The organism is Vibrio porteresiae DSM 19223, from assembly GCF_024347055.1.
Taxonomy (GTDB): domain Bacteria; phylum Pseudomonadota; class Gammaproteobacteria; order Enterobacterales; family Vibrionaceae; genus Vibrio; species Vibrio porteresiae.
On sequence record NZ_AP024895.1, the window covers coordinates 526,743 to 546,374 of the forward strand.

Below are 19,632 nucleotides of genomic sequence, written 5' to 3' on the forward strand. Positions count from 1 at the left end.
ATTTTTTCATCGAATGACGCAAATATGGAATCATTTCAAATCAGATGGGTTACCTAGTAACCAGTATGCTTAAGAGGTTGCTATGGCTAGCCAAACTGGTGGTATTAACTACGGTACTTTTGTTGCACAACGAGCTAAATTATTTACACCGCCAAATTTTAGTTGGCTTTTGGCGGTGTGATATTATTTTCTTTTCATATCATCATAAGCTTGCTCTATTAGATATTGAACTAAAGAGTTTTTCTTTTTGTCATGGTGCTTAGAAAGCTCATTTAGTTTTTTAGTTATATCTGTAGACATTTCGAAGTTATAGGCTTTAACATTGTTCCTTTTATTTAATTTTCTATGTGAATGTTGATTCCATTTTAAATTTATTTTATGTAAATATTCACTTTTGGAAATGTGCTCAATGTTAATTAATGAATATCGTGACGAATAAAAGCTGTTACTACCCCACAAAAATAAACTCATTGATAATGCATATTGCTGTAGTTTATTAATTGGTGGGACTTCTTGAGGTAAGTTAACCCCATCATTATTGAACTGTTTCAAAAACCAATTAGCTTTATCTTGGTTTTTATCATATGTGTATTCAAAGTATTTAGAGCGTCTAAACTCAATATACTTATTTTTTATTAATTTTATTGTATTTTCTTGATTGTAAATATCCATAAATCTAATGGAGTCATGAATTAATATTGTTGATATTGACTTTTTTATTTTTGATTTTATGTCAAACACTGGTACGGAAGAGTTAAACATCTGATTTGTGTTTGTTATAGATGGGAATAAACTTTCAAAATTAAAATTTAGTAATCTTTGCTCTTCTATTGAGGATGATTTTTTTAGTAAGAATAGATACCAAATAAAATAATTGGCAATAATATCGTCACCATCTATCCAGTCAAAACTGTTTAGAGATACATGGCGGTTATTAAAATTAAATAATGCACTTTTGGAAATTAAATTTCTATTATTTTCTAGTAATCTTTTCGTTTTTTCTATTTTCCAATTTATATCTGAGTTTTTATTGTTAAATAGTTGTTCTGTAATAATAGTTTCGAATAGAAATCTAGGGTCCTTTATTTCAATTGGTACAGCATCCATGGTCGATTATCCATTAATTTTATAGTGATTAAATAGTAATTACTTAGTAATTATAAAGTTTTTTTAAAGTACGTTTTCATTCTACTATGCCAGTGGTTATCACGAGATACTGTGTCCTTTACCCCACTTTTCGAGTATGAGTAAGGGCTATAACACTTTTACAGAGAATCAGGCAGATTTCTATCATCTCTGTTGTGGATAGACTTTTAATCATCAATCAATAATTTTTTACACTGTCACTATTAAGTATGCATATGTGATTAATCTGTGCATGATAAATGCTTTTGGAATGATGTTTTCTTAGAGTGAATTTATGACGGGAAAGGATATGGCATGTGAATAACCATAAGGGATAAGCGGATTCTAATTGTGGGGATTTATGTCGGTATAATAATATAAGCAATTCCAATTTATTAACCTATCTAATCTACCTACCATTAATAACCAACATTAATTTACATACTCACCTTACCTTATGAACCTAAATAAGTAATCATAAGGATAAGAAAATGAGAGTTCCTGGTAATAGCAACTTAACTGTTTTTGAAGGTAAGTATTTTAATGGTATGAAAGTTTACCCTGCACAGTTAGTGAAAGAATACTTGGAGTGTATTGAGAAGTTTCTTGATATGAGTTTGAATGAGCATTCAAGGTTATATGTTTTTAGGTTTGATTTAAGATATCCCAACAAGTATTTTTGTTTTTCTGAAAACTCTGATATTTCCACCTTTATTGCTCGGCTGAATTCAAGATTAGTAGCGGATTTAAAGAGAAAGGGAAAAGACGGAAAATCAAATATGCGCTACGTTTGGGTTAAAGAGAGAGAAGACTCAGATAACGATCATTACCATGTGGCTATTAGTCTGAATAAAGATGTGTATTTTACAAAAGGTCTTTTTGGTGGGAAAGACCGTAACTTATCTAAAATGATTCAAGATGCATGGGAATCTGTTATCGATAATTGTATTCCAGGACAGGCAGGATTAGTTCATTTTTGTGAAAATGGCGATTACTGGCTAAATGTTAAAGATAATAAAGGCGATAAGTATAAAAAATGCTTTGAACGGTTGAGTTATCTCGCAAAAACTAAAACTAAACATTTTGGAACCGGACAAAAGAACATTGGATCAAGCCGAAAATAAACAAAAAAAATAAGGAACGGTTTGTCCCTTATTTAATTTTGACTTAAAAGCCGAGGAGGTATCCTAAGCCTCCTGCTATTCCCCCTAGTGCCCCACCTATAAGCACGCCCACTTTCTTACCTGGTGAACCAAACAATTCTCCTAGCTCAGAGCCGATGGTTGCGCCAGCAGAAGAACAGGCGACTATTGCCTCCCAGAGGCTTTCTGTCGTCTTTTTTTGGTAGTCTTGGGCATCATTGTCAGACCAGTTCGATTCACTCTTAGAAATGGTTTTGTTAGCGATGAGCACCCGTTTATTGATAGGTAATTTGCTTACAATGAGATACAGCAGTTTAGCCAAGTTATACGGGCGTTGCTGGTGGCCTGGATAACTGTAACCTGCTGAATAATAGATAGGTGACACGGTGACCCCTGTGGCTTTCTTGATGCGTTGAGTTAGAGAGTCAACTTTACGGTCGAGGAAGTCACTCGCTTCAGGTGTGGGTTGGTTAAGCTTATGGTCCCAGGCATTGGGGCCTTTTAAAGCGACATCTGCTTGGTTAATCGCAATGATGAGTCTTTCTTCAGGGTTTGGCCCAAGATTGGGTATTAAGACCTCATTGATGAGAGAGATCGTTGTGCCTAAATCTCTAGTCCCTCCGTCTACAATGACAAGCACCAAGTCAATCAGGGCCTGGCCTGAGCTATCCGCGACGGCCAACTTCCTTTTAATTTTTTGTCGATGCTTGTTGTCTTCTTCAACCCCATCTCCCAGCCCTGGAGTATCCCAAAGAACCAAGTTATTGAGTGTATAACAGTTGATGTCTTGCGTGAGTGGATCGGTATCGTAACCAACTTGTGCTATCGACATATCGAATAGCGCATTAATGGTTGAACTCTTACCAGCGCCAGTGGCACCGGTAATGAGGATATTCAACTGTGATGATTTAAGACGTTGCAGGTTTCGCATTACGGTCGATTTCGCTCCTGCCGAAAAAGCCGAGTGATTGACTAGCTGCTCTAACTCTGTAAATAGGTTTTGTTTATTGAACATAAATGCCTCTTGGTGTTGGTGCTTTTTCTAAATGCCCAAAATTTACATTTCTCCCTCTCCATATGACCTAAACCATTGGAGATAAGAAAATGACTAAATTAATGCGTTTGAAAGAAGTAATGGAAATGACTGGACTAAGCCGTTCTTACGTTTATCAACTGATGGCAGAAGGGGATTTCCCTCAGTCTGTATCGTTGGGTGCTCGCGCGGTAGCATGGGTTGAAAGTGAAGTGCAGGATTGGATTCTTGAACGGATTGCACAAAGGGATGGCGGAGTTGAAACTCAAGTGGCTAATTAACTCTTACTTGAATCTCATCTAAGCAACCATCCTCAACATAGTTCAGAAAGTTCGTTTCCCAGAACTGATATAACTCCCTGACTTCTCGATGTTGGATATCTTGCCAGCCACACATTTGCGTGTAGGCCATTTGATTACCGATATCGAAATCAATACAGCGTTCTAACTCAGGGAAGGGACCCCCACTAAAAGCAAACTCAGTGATATAGAGAATATCGACTGTGCCTTTGCTCATTTCTCGAAGCCCCACTTCAACCGGATGAAAACCGCCACGCTCGCTACTGTAGGTACTGTCACGAAAATGAACTGTGATAAACCCAGTGGCGTCTTGCGTTTGGTTTAGTTGCTGTTGTAAGAGCTCAAGAAACTTAGGTGAAACAGGAACGGCACGATGTGCCTGACTGAAAGTTAATGTGTTCATGGTGATGACCTTTTATTGAACGGTAGAAAACGGAAACGAAGACCACACTTCGACGATGCTAAGCGTGGTGTGGTCGTATAGCCCTTGATGAATCTGTTTAAGGAGGGAATCTTGCCAGGAGTGGTAGAGCTCCTGGATTGAGGGATGATTCAGTTCCACATGGCCCAAATCAGGCTGGTGGAATTGGTTATGAAGAAAATCAAAGTTCAGGTTGGGGTGAAGCGTGTTGTTGGATGGACTTTCTTTATTGAACGTTTGAATACGGTTAATGAACCACTCCTTATCGAACACGCGCACAAGCTCGATATCCACCGGGTGCGGACCAAGCCCAGCCGACAAATAAGGACGATGAACTAGCGTCACTTTGGCTTTATAGACTTGAGGCGCGATGTCTTTTAGGAGTGGTGTAATACAAGTGAGTAAAGGTGAGTTGATAGGAGCATTGAAAGGGTTCATAGCAGCCCCCGCTCAGCGAATGACACACAAGTATCACCCACAACGATATGGTCCAACACACGAACATCGATAAGCCCAAGCGCATCGATTAAGCGAGTGGTAATGCGTCTATCGGCTTGAGAAGGCTCAGGATCGCCAGATGGGTGGTTATGAGTAAAGATCACCGCGGCAGCGTTCACTGCTAGTACGGTCTTAACCACTTCCCGCGGGTAGACACTTGCAGAATCGATAGTGCCAAAGAACAGTTCTTTAAATGCAATTAAGCGGTGTTGATTATCCAACAGCATCAACGCGAACACTTCACTCTCGTAGGCTTGCAGCTTACAGGCAGCAAAGGACTTAGTTACTGTGGGATTACAAAAGGAGTCGGTTGGTTTAGAAGAACGAGCCGCAAGGATTTCGGCTGCTGCTTCTAACACTCGGTCGGCGGTAACAGGGCCAGAAAAGTAGTAGTTGTTTTCGTGCATAAATCCTCCAAAGGGAATTGATGAGTGAATGCACGAAGATGATATATATGTGAATTAAATTTCATTTAATAACAATGTATTAATTACATAAGTCTGTAATTAATTAAACAATCAATGGGTACGATATTTATTAAATATCGTACCTATTTTTATATAGAGAGATAGGTAAATGACTAGCTTTATTTATATCGATGTTGCTGCCCCTAATAACCATGAAGGTTGTAAGCGAGGTGGAATCGGCATGGCTGTCCTTGATGAGGATAATTATGTTGAATGCCAAAAAGGCTTAACTATTGAACGTGATACCAACAATGCAGAGCTCGACTTAATGGCATTGCAAGAAGCTCTTGAATATTCGGAAGATGGAGATGTCATTTATTCTACTAGTGACTACTGCGTGAAAGGTTTTAATGATTGGTTAGATGGATGGAAAAGCAAAGGTTGGCGTAAGTCGGATCGAAAGCCGGTACAAAACCGTCAGCTATGGCAGGTCGTTGATGAGCTTCGGTCTCGTAAGTACGTAGAAGTCAGAAAAGTGAAAGCTCACGCAGGGATAAGAGGGAATGAGATTGCGAATTCGTTGGCAATTGAAGCGGCGGAGCTGTAAGGCTAAATGACACGCAGCTTGTGGTGTACATTCCACAAGCTGCGACTCTTATTCATTATTAATATTGATGATTTTGGAGTTTTCTCTTACCGTACGGATATTATTTGAGGAGCGGATGATCTCTAATGCTCAACGAAAAGTTTAAAATTCCTGTTATTAAGATAGGCAACCCATTTCTGCCTTCGCCTGATGAAGTCTCTGAGTTTTTGGGACTCCCAGTTTCTCCAAGAGAGAAAATAAAGTGGTTAAATGCGTCAGTGGTAAAGAGTACGCTGCCGACAGACCGTACGCTTGATAACATTAGCAAGGACGGAATACGATGGACATCGATACGTCAGTTTGCTTGGCAATTGGCGAAAGTGTTAGTTCGAAAAGATTTGACGTTCAAAGTTTCTATCTCCGATGGTGGACTTCATAAAGCAGACTTATCTTTTTGGTGGTCTCACACTCTTAAAGGCATTCAGCAAGGGCTATCTTCGACTTCTAGTGAGTTGAATGTAGGGCCTGTGGTCAGCTATATAGATAGTCGCTGCATCGCTTATCAAAGACAGTTGGCTTTTGTGCTGGATGCTCCCGATATTAATGATAACAACCAAAGTGAGCTAATCTCAGGTTATTACCTACCAATACTCGACTTTACGTTGCTCAGTGAGCAAGAAAAGGCCCTTGTAAAAAACTGGCTCAAATCGCCAAATGAATTTGACTCACAAGAAACTGAGCAGGCAATGCTTTGTTTCTATCATGACTTCTGGTTGTCTTTAATGTCGGTTATTGATGCAATGTTTCTTGAAGATTGGGAAAAACACTATTCAGAATACACTCCTAGTGTTCAAGCACAGAAATATGGAGTGTTTGGGCTGGTCTTTAACAGAAAAGAGAAAACATTCCTTGGCAAATTTTTTGGCCTAATAAAAGAGCGGACTAATCAAACTTACGTGCAATTGTCTGAGTATGTTGGTTTACCTTTTAGTGAACATGAACGAAATGGTGTTCTAAAGCGTGATGTTCAACAAGCTCGCTTTAAAGAGTGGCGTAGTGGGAAAAGCCTCCCTTCTGTAAAAGCCTTGAGCGCGTTTTTTGACAATATGAATGCAGGGCGTCAAGGAACTGACTTACTGATATACGCACTGTTTATGAGGGCACTTGATAAGGAGCGGTGTTGTGTGCTTTCTGATATCTATACGACAAGTCGCTATCAGCGTTATTACCAAAACTACACTTCCTAGGCTGCACTTTGGCAGCCTAGGTTTGCTTCTATTTTTTGCTTGGTGGGTTGTTGGTGCGGCCACCGCCTGATGGATTCGATGTGCCATTTTTGGTCGGCCATAGTGGAGTATTGTTTCCTGACAATTGTTTACTTCCCATAGGTAGTTCCTTTTAGTTGAGGTTGTTGACGATAATTCGTCGACAATCATCATGCACGAATACAATGATTCATAGGGAGGTGGGGCGGAGCGAAAGTTATTAGGAGTGTAAGTGTTTTTCGTTGATCTCTAATGTAGATAGGTATGGTACCAGCATCGGTAAAGCTTTCTTTCTTACTAAGTTTTTTACTTATAACATATGATTTTAAATAGATGAGATAAGGCAAAAAACAATAGGGAGCGTGATTGGTTCCCATGGCCATTTTTACTATTGATGATGGCATTACTTTTCTTTGATGGTTTCGAGCCTTTTGGAACAGTGATTGATGACTCATTCTTACCTTCATTTTGCGCCGCTTTCACCTCCTTTTGTATTGAGTACTTTTGCCAACACTGACGTTGACGGTTCCTTAATCCACCGTTCCGTGAAACAGCTCTTTAAACTCAATCGGTCGGTTTGGGTTATCCAACAGCATCACCGCGAACACTTCACGCTCATTGCAATCTAGCTTACAACACACATACTCTTAGGTGGAATCAGGATTAGTTAGGGCATTACGACGCACTTAGCCATGCTCTAGGATTTCATTTTCCTGATAGTATGCTTCTTTTGGGGGCATTTCAGGTTCCTGTCGGAATCAATGATGGGTATTCACATTGATGACATATACCTGAAGATTTTTGGATTGAAGTGTATGGTGCTAAGGGGCAGCGGACAACCTTCTGTTTTTTGTCATTACAGTGTCGCTTGGTGAGTAGGGAGAATTAGATATTATTGCTATCTTTAATTCTCCCCAAACAGCTGTGGATGCTCGGGCTGTCTAGTCAGAAGAGTGTTAGAATATGATTGCAATTTCGTTATAGCCTCCTGATTGCACATGACTAATAAAATTTTGCTCCCAATTTCGATATAGGTCATTAACTTCTGATGATTGGATACGTTGCCACCCCAATTCAACAGTGAAATAGATTTTGTGACGAAGATCGAAATCAATATGACGTTTTAACTCTGGGTAGTGATTTCCTACATAAGCAAAATCAGTGATGTAACTAATTGTTATGTTTGCTTCATTGGTTATGTTGAGGCCAATTTCAACAGGGTGGCAACCACTGCTTTCAGCGCTATAGCTCTTATCACGGAAGCAAATAGTCAAGCGTTGGCCGGTGGTTTTTAAACTATCTAAAGTTAATACCGTTTGACAGTGCTCACTTAATAGCTCGTGAATCTGTTTGGATACTGGTAATGAGGTTGACGTGAAGTTTAGTTTTGTCATATGCGTTTCCTCGGAAGATGTTGAATCAAAGCTTATAAAACGGATGGTTAGAAAATAATATTCAAGTAGTAAATTGAGTGTTCAAGGTTGGCGTGCTGATGTTGGAGTGATAGCACCAGATATTGATAAAGAAGAAACAACAGTGTTTACCATTTAGTGTGCTCTGTACCGCAGAAAGTTGTGAGATAGTTCAGCTATGCACAAAGGTAATATATGTCTGAGTTTTTTTTGTTTAAGTGAATTAGTCTGAGCCTGTTGGAGCAGAAGCTTGGAAATGTTTGAGAGGGGGATTTCCTAATCGAGAAATCTTGGAAATCACTAATTCTATCAAGGAGTAGATAGACAATGAAAAGAGTAAGGGATGGTGTATGTCGAGATTGCATGTCACTTACTGTTTGCAAGTTAACCAGAAAGCGTGTTTAGTCACCCCATTCGATTTATAGATAGGAGCGGTTAGGGTACAATGCTAAACCGTCGAGACAAGTCGTTGTAATGACGCATTTATTTATATATTTGGTAGCTAAAAATGATAACGAAAGAAGCACAAATTGAACAAGCGCTCATAGATAAGCTGGGCGATCTGAAGTATTCATACCGTAAAGATATCCGAACAGATCGAGCCTTGAAGCAGAACTTTCGTGAAAAATTTGAGGCGTTAAACTTCGTCAACCTTACTGACAATGAATTTGAGCGTTTATATCAAGACATCATTACGGCTGATGTCTTTGAAGCTGCTAAAACGCTGCGTGAACGTGGCTACTTTCAGCGTGAGGATGGTACACCGCTGCATTACACCTTAGTGAATATCAAAGACTGGTGTAAAAATGAGTTTGAAGTAATTAACCAATTGCGCATTAATACGGATGAAAGCAATCACCGTTACGATGTGATTTTATTGATTAATGGCGTACCTACGGTGCAGATTGAGCTGAAGGCTTACGACATTGTGACTCGTCGAGCTATGGAACAAATCGTTGATTACAAAAATGATATTGGCAATGGCTACACCAATACACTGATGTGCTTCATTCAAATGTTTATTGTTAGCAATGAACACCACACTTATTACTTTGCTAACAACCGTAGTGAGCACTTTAGCTTCAATGCTGATGAGCGTTTTTTACCTGTTTATCAACTAGCTAATGAAAAAAACCGTAAAATATCGCATCTACATGACTTTGCTGATGCCTTCTTATCGAAGTGTACTCTAGGTCAAATGATCAGCCGTTACATGGTACTGGTTCAGTCGGAACAAAAGCTTCTGGTTATGCGTCCGTATCAAATCTATGCGGTGGAAGCTATTGTTGATTGTATCCATGAAGGGCAAGTAAATGGCTATATCTGGCATACAACAGGATCTGGTAAAACTCTAACGTCTTTTAAAGCGTCAACGTTACTTAAAGATAATCCTGATATTGAAAAGTGCTTGTTTGTAGTCGACAGAAAAGATTTGGATCGTCAAACACGAGAAGAATTTAATAAGTTTCAAGATGGCTGTGTAGAAGAGAACACCAATACAGAAACGTTAGTTCGTCGTATGTTGTCAGAAGACTATGCTGATAAAGTCATCGTTACAACGATTCAGAAACTCGGCTTAGCGCTAGATGAAAACAGCAAGCGCAACCAGAGTAAACTGAAAGCGGGTAAAAAAACCTTTAAAGAACGATTAGAGCCACTACGAGATAAGCGTATTGTTTTTATCTTTGATGAATGTCACCGCTCTCAGTTTGGTGAAAACCATAAATCGATTGAAGAGTTTTTCCCCGAAGCACAATTGTTTGGCTTTACAGGTACTCCTATATTCGAGAAAAACTCAACGTATACTCAAATCGATGGCAATGTGGGTTCCTTTAAAACCACTGAGAGTATCTTTGAGCAAGAGCTACACCACTATACGATTACTCATGCAATTGAAGATAAGAACGTTCTAAGCTTCCATATTGACTTTTTTGGCAAACATTCTGCGAGCAAGCAACTAGCAGACGCCAGCAATGATGAAGCTGAAGCCACGGTGACAAGAGTTACACCTCCACCACGGGCTGTCGTTCAAGAGATACTAGAGAAGCATGATGCTGTGACGAATCACCGTCGATTCAATGCCATTCTAGCAACGGCTTCTATCAATCATGCAATTGAATACTTCGAAGAGTTTAAGAGCCAGCAAGAGCTTAAAGCCTCAGAGTCTGAAGACTATGTTCCGTTGAATATTGCTTGTGTGTTTTCGCCGCCAGCACAGCTAAGTGATAAGGATAAAGAAGATTCAGATTTAAATACACTCGCTCGAAATGTGAAAGATATCCAACAATTACAGGAAGATCTACCACAAGAAAAAGCCGATAACGAAGTTGAACCTGAGCGCAAGAAGCAAGCACTAATCGATATTATTAATAGCTACAACCACCAGTATTCAACGAATCATACTATTAATGAGTTTGACCTCTATTACCAAGATGTTCAGCAACGGATTAAAGATCAGCAATACGACAATGCTGATTATCCACATAAAAACAAGATCGATATCGTTATCGTCGTTGATATGTTATTGACAGGTTTTGACTCCAAATACCTGAACACCTTATACGTAGATAAGAACCTAAAACACCATGGTCTTATACAAGCATTTTCACGTACTAACCGTGTATTGAATGATAGCAAGCCTTGGGGGAATATTTTAGATTTCCGAGGTCAAGAAAAAGAAGTCAATGAAGCTATTAAACTTTTTTCTGGTAAAAAAGAAGAAGGTGCTGAGCAGATTTGGTTGGTAGATCCTGCGCCTGTTGTCGTTGAAAAATATAAAGCAGCGGTCGATAAGCTAGAAGCCTTTATGCAAAAGCAAGGCTTAGCATGTGAGCCTTCAGAAGTGACCAATCTTCAAGGTGACGCGCAAAGAGCTTCTTTTATTAATCACTTCAAAGAAGTACAAAAATTTAAGAACCAACTAGAGCAGTACACAGAACTAGATGACGAACAGAAAGCTCAGGTAGCAGCGACATTACCGATTGATACCTTACGTGGCTTTAAAGGAGCGTATTTAGAAACAGCCAAAGACTTGAAACGCAAGCTAGACACGAATAAAGGGGCAGGAGACTTGCCTGAAGAAGTCGAACAGCTAGAGTTTGAGTTTGTGTTGTTTGCATCCGCTTTAATCGATTATGACTACATCATGGGATTAATTGCTAAATCGACTCAGGGAACAAGTAAGCAAAGCATGACGCGTCAGCAACTCATCGATTTGATTTGTTCGCAATCGAATCTGATGTCTGAACGAGATGAGTTAATTGCTTATATACATAGTTTACCTTCTGGTGAAGCATTGAATGTGTCACAAATTCACGCTGGCTACCAAGCATTTAAAATGAAAAAGGCTACCAGCGAACTCAATGACATGGCTATAAAGCACGGTTTAACCACAGAGAGTTTACAAGCATTTGTTGATGGAATTATGGGACGAATGATTTTTGATGGCGAGAAGCTGGGGGATCTGTTGGAACCACTAGATCTTAGCTGGAAAGAACGTACGAAGAAAGAGTTAGCATTGATGGAAGATTTGGTTCCTTACCTACATAAACTAGCCCAAGGGCGTGAGATTTCAGGGTTAGCTGCATATGAGTAATTTAGAAAATAAAGTAGGGCTTCCTGAGTTGAGGTTTCCAGAATTTATTAATTATCCAAAATGGGAAGAAAAATCATTTTCTAAACTATTTGAAATTGGTGGTGGAAAAGATCATAAACATTTAGCTGATGGCGATGTTCCTGTTTACGGTTCTGGTGGTTATATGCGCTCAGTTAACGATTACTTATACGATGGTAAAAGTGCATGTATTGGTAGGAAAGGAACGATCAATAACCCGATGTTTCTTACAGGTAAGTTTTGGACGGTGGATACTCTCTTTTATACGCACTCATTTAAAAACTGTATACCAGAGTTTGTTTATTTACTTTTTCAAAACATAGATTGGCTAAAGCTGAATGAGGCTGGTGGTGTTCCTAGTCTTTCTAAAGTGATTATTAATAAGATTGAAGTTCTTATCCCTAAAGAAAAAGAACAACAAAAAATTGTTGATTGCATTTCTTCGATGGATGACCTAATTACAACAAATACTAAAAAATTAGAATTATTAAAATTCCATAAAAAAGGCTTGATGCAAAAGCTGTTTCCTGCGGAAGGTGAGAATAAGCCAGATTTTAGGTTTCCAGAATTCAGCATGGAAGCTAATTGGAAAAAAGAAAAGCTACACAACCTTGTAGATTTACTATCTGGGCATGCTTTCAAAAGTGAATATTTTTCCACAACAGGAAAAAAAATGGTAACCCCAAAAAACTTTACAAAAAATGGATTTGCATCTTTTAGCGAAGATAATACCAAATATACATCAGAAGATTTCAATGAACGTTATATTTGTCGAGAAGGAGACTTACTACTTCTTCTAACTGATTTAACACCATCGTGTGAATTGCTAGGTCGACCAATGTTATTAACACCTAGTGATGGCGAAGTATTGTTAAATCAACGTATCGCTAAAGTTATTCTTAAGGGTAATATTAACTCAAACTTCCTTAAATATTTTTTTCTGTCAAATAGCTTTAGAAAGAGAATTATTAATACAGCTACTGGATCTACTGTCCGGCATACATCGAATAAGATTGTGTTGTCAACAGAGCTACTGTTACCTAATTTATCCGAGCAGAACAAAATTGCAGCTTGTCTTTTGTCTATTGATGAGTTGATTCGTTCTCAAGCTGACAAGATCGAAACACTCAAAGAGTACAAAAAAGGGTTAATGCAGCAGTTGTTTCCAGAAATGAAGGAGTCTATTGCATGAGCGAACTGATGTTTTCGGATCTTGGTAAGGTTTCTGAAAAATTTAGAGATGTATTTGAAAATGGCGTTCCTAGAGGAAAAAAAACTCAAACAGTAAATCAGATATTAGTCTTTGCTTATAATGGTACAGGTAAAACTCGCTTATCTATGACATTTAAAGATTTAGGTAAAAATGTCATCACTCGTCCTGCTAATGTTACTGATGGCGTCACAACACCACTAGAGGTAGAGGAAACGACAAGAGATACTCTTTATTTTAACGCTTTCACTGAAGATCTATTTTCTTGGGACAATGATCTAGATAATGACCAACAGAGAGTACTCAAGATTAATCAGAATTCTCATTTTTTTGATGGTTTTCAAGAGTTAGAAATGGAGAATCGTATTCGTCCATTATTACAGCGTTATGCCGATTTTGATTTTCAAATTGATTATTCTAATTGGACAGTTAACTTTAAGCGTGAGATACAAAAAAATGACGGCTCACATGAAACAATAGAACATATAAAAGTATCTCGTGGTGAAGAAAATATTTTTGTTTGGTGTTTCTTTTTGGCAGTGGCTCAATTAGCTATTGATGGACAAGAAGCTTATAGCTGGGTGAAGTATTTATATATTGATGATCCTATTTCTTCATTAGATGATCATAATGCTATATCGGTAGCCAGCCATCTTGCTCAATTATTAAAAACAGCTAATGGTTCAATTAAGACTGTTATCTCATCACATCATGCACTGTTTTTTAATGTGATGTGGAATGAGTTAAATGAGAAGAAAAAGCTACAACCATACTTTTTGAAGCATGACAAAGAGAATAAGCGATACATATTGCGATATGAGAATAGTACTCCATTCTTTCATCATGTTGCTTTACTAGAAGAACTACATAAAGCATCTGAATCTGGAGATCTATTTACCTATCACTTTACTATATTACGTAGCATCTTAGAAAAGACCGCCACATTTCATGGATTCAGTAATTTTTCAGCTTGTATCAAACAAAGTGCTAATGACCCTGATGGGATATTACATGCACGATTAATAAATATTTTGAGTCATGGTAACTATTCTCTGTTTGAACCAACAGAAATGACAGAAGAAAATAAAGGTCACTTCAGAAATATTTTAAGCGATTTTATGGAAAATTACCGATTTAACCCAGATCTGTTCCCAGATACACCAGCACAACAACCCGTAACAGAGCAATAATTAGAGATATATTAAGATGACTCAAGAACAATTAAACAAGTTAGGTAAAACTCTGTGGGATATCGCGGACACTTTGCGTGGAGCGATGAATGCAGATGATTTTCGTGACTACATGCTTTCTTTCCTGTTCTTACGTTACTTATCTGATAACTTTGAAGCCGCAGCTAAGAAAGAATTAGGAAAAGACTACCTTGATTTACCTAAGGATGTTCTTAGGGATTTAAAAATGTCTAACCCGTTGGAAGTGTGGTATGACGAAAACCCTGATGACATCTCGTTTTTTGAAACGCAAATGCGCCGTAAATTGCATTACATTATTAAGCCTGAGCATTTATGGTCAAGTATCGCTGAAATGGCGAGGGTTCAAGATGATGAGTTGCTCAAAACGTTAGAAGAAGGATTTAAGTACATTGAAAATGAAAGCTTCAATAGTAGCTTTCAAGGCTTGTTCTCTGAGATAAACTTAAACTCAGAAAAGTTAGGGAAAAAGCCATCAGATCGTAATGCAAAGCTATGTACTATCATCCAAAAGGTTTCTGAAGGAATTTCTCAGTTCTCAATGGATACTGATACGTTGGGTAATGCGTATGAATACCTTATTGGAGAATTTGCTGCAAATGGCGGTAAAAAAGCAGGAGAGTTTTATACTCCCCAGCCAGTATCAACAATTCTGTCAGAAATAGTAACTCTAGATAGTCAAGAGCCTAGAATGGGTAAAAAGAAAAGTTTGAATAAGGTTTTAGACTTTACTTGTGGATCCGGTTCGTTACTACTCAACATACGAAATAATATTCTGAAGAATGGTGGTAGCATAGGCAAGATTTACGGACAAGAAAAAAATATTACCACCTATAACTTAGCTCGTATGAACATGTTACTCCATGGGGTAAAAGATACTGAATTTAATATTTTTCATGGGGATACACTATTAAATGATTGGGATCTGCTCAATGAAAAGAACCCAGCGAAAAAGCTTAAGTTCGATGCTGTAGTTGCTAACCCTCCATTTAGTTATCGATGGGAGTCAGATAGAGCTGAGTTTAAAGAAGATTTTCGTTTCAAAAATCACGGTATAGCTCCTAAATCTGCTGCTGATTTTGCTTTTCTTTTACATGGTTTCCACTTTTTAAGTGATGAAGGCACGATGGCTATTATCCTGCCTCATGGTGTCTTGTTTAGAGGTGGAGCGGAACAACGCATACGCAGTAAGCTGTTAAAAGATGGGCACATTGATACTGTTATCGGTTTACCTTCTAATCTGTTTTTCTCAACAGGTATTCCTGTTTGTATTCTCGTACTAAAAAAATGTAAGAAGTACGATGATGTATTATTTATCAATGCTAGTGATGAAGAGAACTTCGAAAAAGGTAAACGCCAGAATAAGCTTCGCCCAGATGACATTCAAAAGATAGTCGATACTTATAAGTTTAGAGATCAAGAGGAACGCTACTCTCGCCGAGTCTCAATGGAAGAGATCGAGAAGAATGATTTCAACTTGAATATATCGCGATACGTAAGTACGACTAAAGCTGAAGCTAAGGTGGATTTACAAGCAGAGCATAAGAAGCTAGTTGATATTGAAAAAGATATCAATGAAGCCTTAGACAAACATAATAGCTTCCTTAAAGAACTTGGTTTGCCTCCATTACCTAGATAGCAATAGTTTGTAATCTGTTACAGTTACAGGCTGCATACACAAATAAAGTGGTGCAGCCTTTATTATTTATCTTCATCGGTTAAATTTAGATAACTTTCAACTGTTTAGTTACGGTTACAGAGAGGCTGACTCTGCTATATGTCCACTCCATCAGCACATTATTGCGTGTTAGAACGCTATCCCGCCAATTTAAGCCCTTTTCGACTCGCGAGTGATACATTTCCTTCAGCAGATGCTGTTATATGCTCGCTCCACCAGCACATGAGTTTTCTGCGCTGTTCAAGATATTCCGCTCGGTTATACGCTTTCCTAACTTCATTCTTATCGACATGAGCTAAAGCAGCTTCAATCACATCAGGAATGAATCCCTGCTCGTTAAGAGTAGTACTTGCTAATGCTCTTAGCCCATGAGATACCAATTCTCCTTCAAATCCCATTTTTTTCAGTGCCTTATTAGCACTCTGACTATTTGCATGGCTTTTAGGGTTTTTGTTACTTGGGAAAATGAATTCTCTATGACCACTGATTGGCTTCATTATTTCTAAAAGTGCCAACGTTTGTTCTGTAAGTGGGATTGTATGGGGACGCTTCATCTTCATTCTTTCTGCTGGAATAACCCACACTTTATTTTCAAAATCGATGTCCAGCCAACGTGCTGTTGCGCTTTCAATTGGCCTTGTCATTGTGTGTAGCTGCCACTCAAGTAAGCAACGAATAGATAGTGTGATGTTGGCATTTGCTATTGCTCTCATCAACTCTGGTAGTCTTTCTGGTTCGATGGTTGCCATATGCTGGCGCTTAGGTGCAGGAAAGAGCTTGGTGATGTCTGCTAGGTAGTTAACTTCAATGTCGCCTGACGCTACAGCAAGACGCATAACCTCATTGATTATACGGCACAGCCTTTTAACGGTTTCTAGGGCTCCTTGTGCTTTTACGGGCTCAAGAATGCTGAGTACTGTTCTGGGTTTGACATCTTGAATGGGGACATTCTCAAGTTTAGGTAGGATATGCTTCTCAAGAGCTCGATAAGCTTTATCTGCGGTTTCTGGTTTTACACTCTCTTTCTTGAGTTCCAACCATTTATCTGCAAATTTACCAAAGGTATTTTCAAGCTCTGTTCTTTCTTGTAAGAGCCTTTCATCTTTATGCTGCTTAGGATCGATATTAAGGGCTAAAAGAGCTTTTGCTTCTGAACGCCGTTTTCTTGCCTCGGCAAGAGATACATCAGGAAAACTGCCAAAGCTTATGTTGTTTCTTTTTTTTGTTATTGGATGGGTGTATTTCAGAATCCATAACTTTGTGCCATTCGTTTTAACACGCAACTGAAGGCCATCACCATCAGAGAGTGTGTATTCTTTGTCGGATTCTTTAGCTTGTTTAACTTGAGTGTTAGTTAAAGGGACTACTCTTTTTGCCATGATGTACCACCAAAATAGTCGATGCTTAGCCGTTGGTACATTAGATGGTACATCAAATTGTGGATGTCACAATACACGATGGACATCTTTGGATATAGACGGATTTGGTATGTGCTGATTTTACGAGGTTTTTGGACTTTGATGGATGTCATCGGAAGACAGATTGGTGGCCCCTCCCAGACTTGAACTGGGGACCAATCGATTATGAGTCGACTGCTCTAACCACTGAGCTAAGGGGCCGAACTGGGGAAAGATTATAGGGGAAGGGGCTAGGTGTGTCTAGACGCAACTGGGTGGAATTGCGCTTAGTTTTTATCCACTTAGAACAGCAGATACAAAAAAGGTGAGCTAATGCTCACCTTTTGCTTGTCTTCGGCGGAAAATCCGTCAGAGATTATTCGTCTAGGAAGCTGCGCAGAGTTTCTGAACGGCTTGGATGACGAAGTTTACGAAGCGCTTTTGCTTCGATCTGACGAATACGTTCACGAGTAACGTCGAACTGTTTACCTACTTCTTCCAAAGTGTGGTCAGTGTTCATGTCGATACCGAAACGCATACGTAGTACTTTCGCTTCACGAGGAGTCAGGCCTGCTAGTACGTCACGAGTTGCAACTTTCAAGCTAGTTGAAGTTGCTGAATCTAGTGGCAATTCTAGCGTGGTATCCTCAATAAAGTCGCCAAGATGCGAATCTTCGTCGTCACCGATTGGTGTCTCCATTGAGATTGGCTCTTTTGCGATCTTCAGTACTTTACGGATCTTGTCTTCCGGCATTTGCATGCGTTCTGCCAACTCTTCAGGTAATGGTTCACGACCCATTTCTTGAAGCATTTGACGAGAAATACGGTTCAACTTGTTGATCGTTTCGATCATGTGTACCGGGATACGGATAGTGCGCGCTTGGTCTGCGATCGAACGAGTGATTGCCTGACGAATCCACCATGTTGCATAAGTTGAGAACTTATAACCACGACGGTATTCAAACTTGTCTACGGCTTTCATTAGACCGATGTTACCTTCTTGGATTAGATCCAAGAATTGCAGACCACGGTTGGTGTATTTCTTAGCGATAGAAATAACCAGACGTAAGTTCGCTTCTACCATCTCTTTTTTCGCACGGCGAGCTTTCGCTTCACCGATTGACATGCGACGGCTAATGTCTTTGATGCGATCAACAGTTAGAGACGTTTCAGATTCAATCGCTTGCAGTTTTTGGATTGAACGACGAATTTCCTCTTCGCGTGAACGAATACGTTCAGCGTAAGGTTTATCCGTTGCCAAAACTTGGTCTAACCATGCTTCGCTTGATTCATTGCCAGTGAATAGGGCAATAAATGACTTCTTAGGCATTTTTGCGTATTCAACAACGTTCTTCATGATCAGACGTTCTTGAGTGCGAACGCGTTCCATAGAAGTACGTAGCGTATCAACCAAGTGATCGAACTGTTTTGGTGTCAGACGGAATTCGCGGAACACCTCAAGCACAAGGCCTGATGCATCCTGAGATGCCTGGCTAGTTTCACCGTGCTCATTGATCGCTAGTTGTAAGTTTTGGAACTTATTGCGTAGCTCGGTGAATTTTTCCAATGCAAGTTCAGGATCGATACCAGCGTCTTCTTCATCAGAATCGCTGTCATCGTCATCGCCGTCTTCATCATCATCTTCGTCTTCATCTTCGTCATCATCATCGGAGTCTGAATCGTCGTCATCATCCATAACGCGATCTTCATCTTCGTCGTCTAGTTCAGACAATTCAGAACCGATATGAGTCGCAGTTGGACCTTGCTCATCCATTTCGTCCATATTGACGAAACCAGAGATCAGGTCTGTTAGGCGAAGTTCTTCAGCTTGAACCTTGTCAAACTGTTCCAAAATATATGGAATAGTGCCAGGGTATTCAGCAACTGCGCTTTGAACTTGGTTAATACCATCTTCAATGCGTTTGGCGATATCAATCTCACCTTCGCGAGTTAGCAGCTCAACGGTACCCATTTCACGCATGTACATACGTACTGGGTCAGTTGTGCGGCCAATTTCACTCTCTACGCTAGATAGCGCAGCAGCTGCAGCTTCCGCTGCATCTTCGTCAGTAATATTGTTATCGTCGCTTAACGCTAGATCATCGGCATCAGGTGCAGTTTCTACCACCTTGATACCCATGTCGTTAATCATTTGAATAATATCTTCTACCTGCTCGGAATCGACGATTTCAGCAGGTAGGTGGTCATTTACTTCGGCGTAGGTCAGATAGCCTTGCTCTTTGCCTCGTAGGACAAGTAGTTTTAGCTGTGACTGCGGATTTTGATCCATAGACGGTATCCAACTTCGTATCTGGTGAAGGAATAAAGTATGCGAAAT

At 39.3% G+C, this 19,632-nt stretch carries 16 protein-coding genes, 1 tRNA gene and 1 pseudogene; 8 read left to right on the forward strand and 10 right to left on the reverse strand.

Going from position 1 to position 19,632, the window contains the following annotated elements; all coding sequences use genetic code 11:
• Window positions 1-183: 183 nt before the first annotated feature.
• On the reverse strand, window positions 184-1,107 hold the full coding sequence (locus tag OCV11_RS02465; protein WP_261894789.1) for a hypothetical protein: 924 nt from the start codon (window positions 1,105-1,107) through the stop codon (window positions 184-186).
• 509 nt (window positions 1,108-1,616) lie between these two features.
• Here OCV11_RS02465 and OCV11_RS02470 point away from each other — a divergent pair.
• Entirely contained in the window at window positions 1,617-2,249 is a 633-nt protein-coding gene (locus OCV11_RS02470) for an inovirus Gp2 family protein (RefSeq protein WP_261894791.1), read from the forward strand.
• A gap of 43 nt (window positions 2,250-2,292) precedes the next feature.
• On the opposite strand, the gene OCV11_RS02475 is transcribed toward OCV11_RS02470, so the two are convergent.
• Window positions 2,293-3,282 (reverse strand): GTPase family protein, encoded by a 990-nt coding sequence (locus tag OCV11_RS02475; protein ID WP_261894795.1) that lies wholly within the window; start codon window positions 3,280-3,282, stop codon window positions 2,293-2,295.
• 89 nt (window positions 3,283-3,371) lie between these two features.
• On the opposite strand from OCV11_RS02475, the gene OCV11_RS02480 reads away from it, so the two are divergent.
• Window positions 3,372-3,581: a helix-turn-helix transcriptional regulator gene (locus OCV11_RS02480; RefSeq protein WP_261894796.1), complete on the forward strand. Its 210-nt coding sequence runs from the start codon at window positions 3,372-3,374 to the stop codon at window positions 3,579-3,581.
• Here OCV11_RS02480 and OCV11_RS02485 read toward each other — a convergent pair.
• Genes OCV11_RS02485 through radC form a run of 3 tightly spaced genes read right to left on the reverse strand, consistent with a single transcriptional unit; the run spans window position 3,574 to window position 4,925 of the window.
• A complete protein-coding gene (locus OCV11_RS02485; RefSeq protein ID WP_261894797.1) occupies window positions 3,574-4,002 on the reverse strand; it encodes a DUF2787 domain-containing protein in 429 nt (142 codons plus the stop codon). The two genes, OCV11_RS02480 and OCV11_RS02485, sit on opposite strands and share 8 nt — an antisense overlap.
• A gap of 12 nt (window positions 4,003-4,014) precedes the next feature.
• Entirely contained in the window at window positions 4,015-4,458 is a 444-nt protein-coding gene (locus OCV11_RS02490; RefSeq protein ID WP_261894798.1) for a DUF2787 family protein, read from the reverse strand.
• Window positions 4,455-4,925: a RadC family protein gene (gene radC / locus OCV11_RS02495; RefSeq protein WP_261894799.1), complete on the reverse strand. Its 471-nt coding sequence runs from the start codon at window positions 4,923-4,925 to the stop codon at window positions 4,455-4,457. The genes OCV11_RS02490 and radC overlap by 4 nt, the downstream gene beginning before the upstream one ends.
• Before the next feature lie 169 nt (window positions 4,926-5,094).
• Here radC and OCV11_RS02500 point away from each other — a divergent pair, with 169 nt between their 5' ends.
• Window positions 5,095-5,532 carry an RNase H family protein gene (locus OCV11_RS02500; RefSeq protein ID WP_261894800.1) on the forward strand — a complete coding sequence of 146 codons (438 nt, stop codon included), beginning with the start codon at window positions 5,095-5,097 and terminating at the stop codon, window positions 5,530-5,532.
• Between the two features lie 125 nt (window positions 5,533-5,657).
• Window positions 5,658-6,758, forward strand: coding sequence for a hypothetical protein (locus tag OCV11_RS02505; RefSeq protein WP_261894801.1), 1,101 nt, complete (start codon window positions 5,658-5,660; stop codon window positions 6,756-6,758).
• A gap of 551 nt (window positions 6,759-7,309) precedes the next feature.
• Here OCV11_RS02505 and OCV11_RS24970 read toward each other — a convergent pair.
• Both OCV11_RS24970 and OCV11_RS02515 read right to left on the reverse strand, forming a co-directional pair.
• Window positions 7,310-7,462 (reverse strand): annotated as a pseudogene (locus OCV11_RS24970) (JAB domain-containing protein); the annotation flags it as partial.
• Window positions 7,463-7,732: 270 nt separating this feature from the next.
• Complete coding sequence (locus OCV11_RS02515; RefSeq protein ID WP_261894802.1) at window positions 7,733-8,170, reverse strand: DUF2787 domain-containing protein; 438 nt, start codon at window positions 8,168-8,170, stop codon at window positions 7,733-7,735.
• Window positions 8,171-8,696: 526 nt separating this feature from the next.
• Here OCV11_RS02515 and OCV11_RS02520 point away from each other — a divergent pair.
• The 4 genes from OCV11_RS02520 to OCV11_RS02535 are packed head-to-tail and all read left to right on the forward strand — an operon-like array spanning window position 8,697 to window position 15,858.
• Entirely contained in the window at window positions 8,697-11,783 is a 3,087-nt protein-coding gene (locus OCV11_RS02520; RefSeq protein WP_261894803.1) for a type I restriction endonuclease subunit R, read from the forward strand.
• Window positions 11,776-12,993, forward strand: coding sequence for a restriction endonuclease subunit S (locus OCV11_RS02525; RefSeq protein ID WP_261894804.1), 1,218 nt, complete (start codon window positions 11,776-11,778; stop codon window positions 12,991-12,993). Before OCV11_RS02520 ends, OCV11_RS02525 begins: the two co-directional genes overlap by 8 nt.
• On the forward strand, window positions 12,990-14,201 hold the full coding sequence (locus OCV11_RS02530) for an AAA family ATPase (RefSeq protein ID WP_261894805.1): 1,212 nt from the start codon (window positions 12,990-12,992) through the stop codon (window positions 14,199-14,201). The genes OCV11_RS02525 and OCV11_RS02530 overlap by 4 nt, the downstream gene beginning before the upstream one ends.
• A 16-nt stretch (window positions 14,202-14,217) precedes the next feature.
• Window positions 14,218-15,858 (forward strand): type I restriction-modification system subunit M, encoded by a 1,641-nt coding sequence (locus tag OCV11_RS02535; protein ID WP_261894806.1) that lies wholly within the window; start codon window positions 14,218-14,220, stop codon window positions 15,856-15,858.
• A 176-nt stretch (window positions 15,859-16,034) separates the two neighbouring features.
• On the opposite strand, the gene OCV11_RS02540 is transcribed toward OCV11_RS02535, so the two are convergent.
• The 3 genes from OCV11_RS02540 to rpoD all read right to left on the reverse strand — a co-directional run bounded on the left by OCV11_RS02540 (window position 16,035) and on the right by rpoD (window position 19,584).
• Window positions 16,035-17,276, reverse strand: a complete 1,242-nt coding sequence (locus OCV11_RS02540) for an integrase domain-containing protein (RefSeq protein WP_261894807.1) — start codon at window positions 17,274-17,276, stop codon at window positions 16,035-16,037.
• A gap of 164 nt (window positions 17,277-17,440) precedes the next feature.
• A tRNA-Ile gene (locus OCV11_RS02545) sits at window positions 17,441-17,516 on the reverse strand.
• A 154-nt stretch (window positions 17,517-17,670) separates the two neighbouring features.
• Window positions 17,671-19,584 carry an RNA polymerase sigma factor RpoD gene (gene rpoD, locus OCV11_RS02550; RefSeq protein ID WP_261894809.1) on the reverse strand — a complete coding sequence of 638 codons (1,914 nt, stop codon included), beginning with the start codon at window positions 19,582-19,584 and terminating at the stop codon, window positions 17,671-17,673.
• Between the last annotated feature and the right edge of the window lie 48 nt (window positions 19,585-19,632).

Bases quoted from the DNA above. Each gene is read 5' to 3' on its own strand.
- OCV11_RS02465 (WP_261894789.1), bottom strand. From the start codon at position 1,107: ATGGATGCTGTACCAATTGAAATAAAGGACCCTAGATTTCTATTCGAA.
- OCV11_RS02470 (WP_261894791.1), top strand. From the start codon at position 1,617: ATGAGAGTTCCTGGTAATAGCAACTTAACTGTTTTTGAAGGTAAGTAT.
- OCV11_RS02475 (WP_261894795.1), bottom strand. From the start codon at position 3,282: ATGTTCAATAAACAAAACCTATTTACAGAGTTAGAGCAGCTAGTCAAT.
- OCV11_RS02480 (WP_261894796.1), top strand. From the start codon at position 3,372: ATGACTAAATTAATGCGTTTGAAAGAAGTAATGGAAATGACTGGACTA.
- OCV11_RS02485 (WP_261894797.1), bottom strand. From the start codon at position 4,002: ATGAACACATTAACTTTCAGTCAGGCACATCGTGCCGTTCCTGTTTCA.
- OCV11_RS02490 (WP_261894798.1), bottom strand. From the start codon at position 4,458: ATGAACCCTTTCAATGCTCCTATCAACTCACCTTTACTCACTTGTATT.
- radC (WP_261894799.1), bottom strand. From the start codon at position 4,925: ATGCACGAAAACAACTACTACTTTTCTGGCCCTGTTACCGCCGACCGA.
- OCV11_RS02500 (WP_261894800.1), top strand. From the start codon at position 5,095: ATGACTAGCTTTATTTATATCGATGTTGCTGCCCCTAATAACCATGAA.
- OCV11_RS02505 (WP_261894801.1), top strand. From the start codon at position 5,658: ATGCTCAACGAAAAGTTTAAAATTCCTGTTATTAAGATAGGCAACCCA.
- OCV11_RS02515 (WP_261894802.1), bottom strand. From the start codon at position 8,170: ATGACAAAACTAAACTTCACGTCAACCTCATTACCAGTATCCAAACAG.
- OCV11_RS02520 (WP_261894803.1), top strand. From the start codon at position 8,697: ATGATAACGAAAGAAGCACAAATTGAACAAGCGCTCATAGATAAGCTG.
- OCV11_RS02525 (WP_261894804.1), top strand. From the start codon at position 11,776: ATGAGTAATTTAGAAAATAAAGTAGGGCTTCCTGAGTTGAGGTTTCCA.
- OCV11_RS02530 (WP_261894805.1), top strand. From the start codon at position 12,990: ATGAGCGAACTGATGTTTTCGGATCTTGGTAAGGTTTCTGAAAAATTT.
- OCV11_RS02535 (WP_261894806.1), top strand. From the start codon at position 14,218: ATGACTCAAGAACAATTAAACAAGTTAGGTAAAACTCTGTGGGATATC.
- OCV11_RS02540 (WP_261894807.1), bottom strand. From the start codon at position 17,276: ATGGCAAAAAGAGTAGTCCCTTTAACTAACACTCAAGTTAAACAAGCT.
- rpoD (WP_261894809.1), bottom strand. From the start codon at position 19,584: ATGGATCAAAATCCGCAGTCACAGCTAAAACTACTTGTCCTACGAGGC.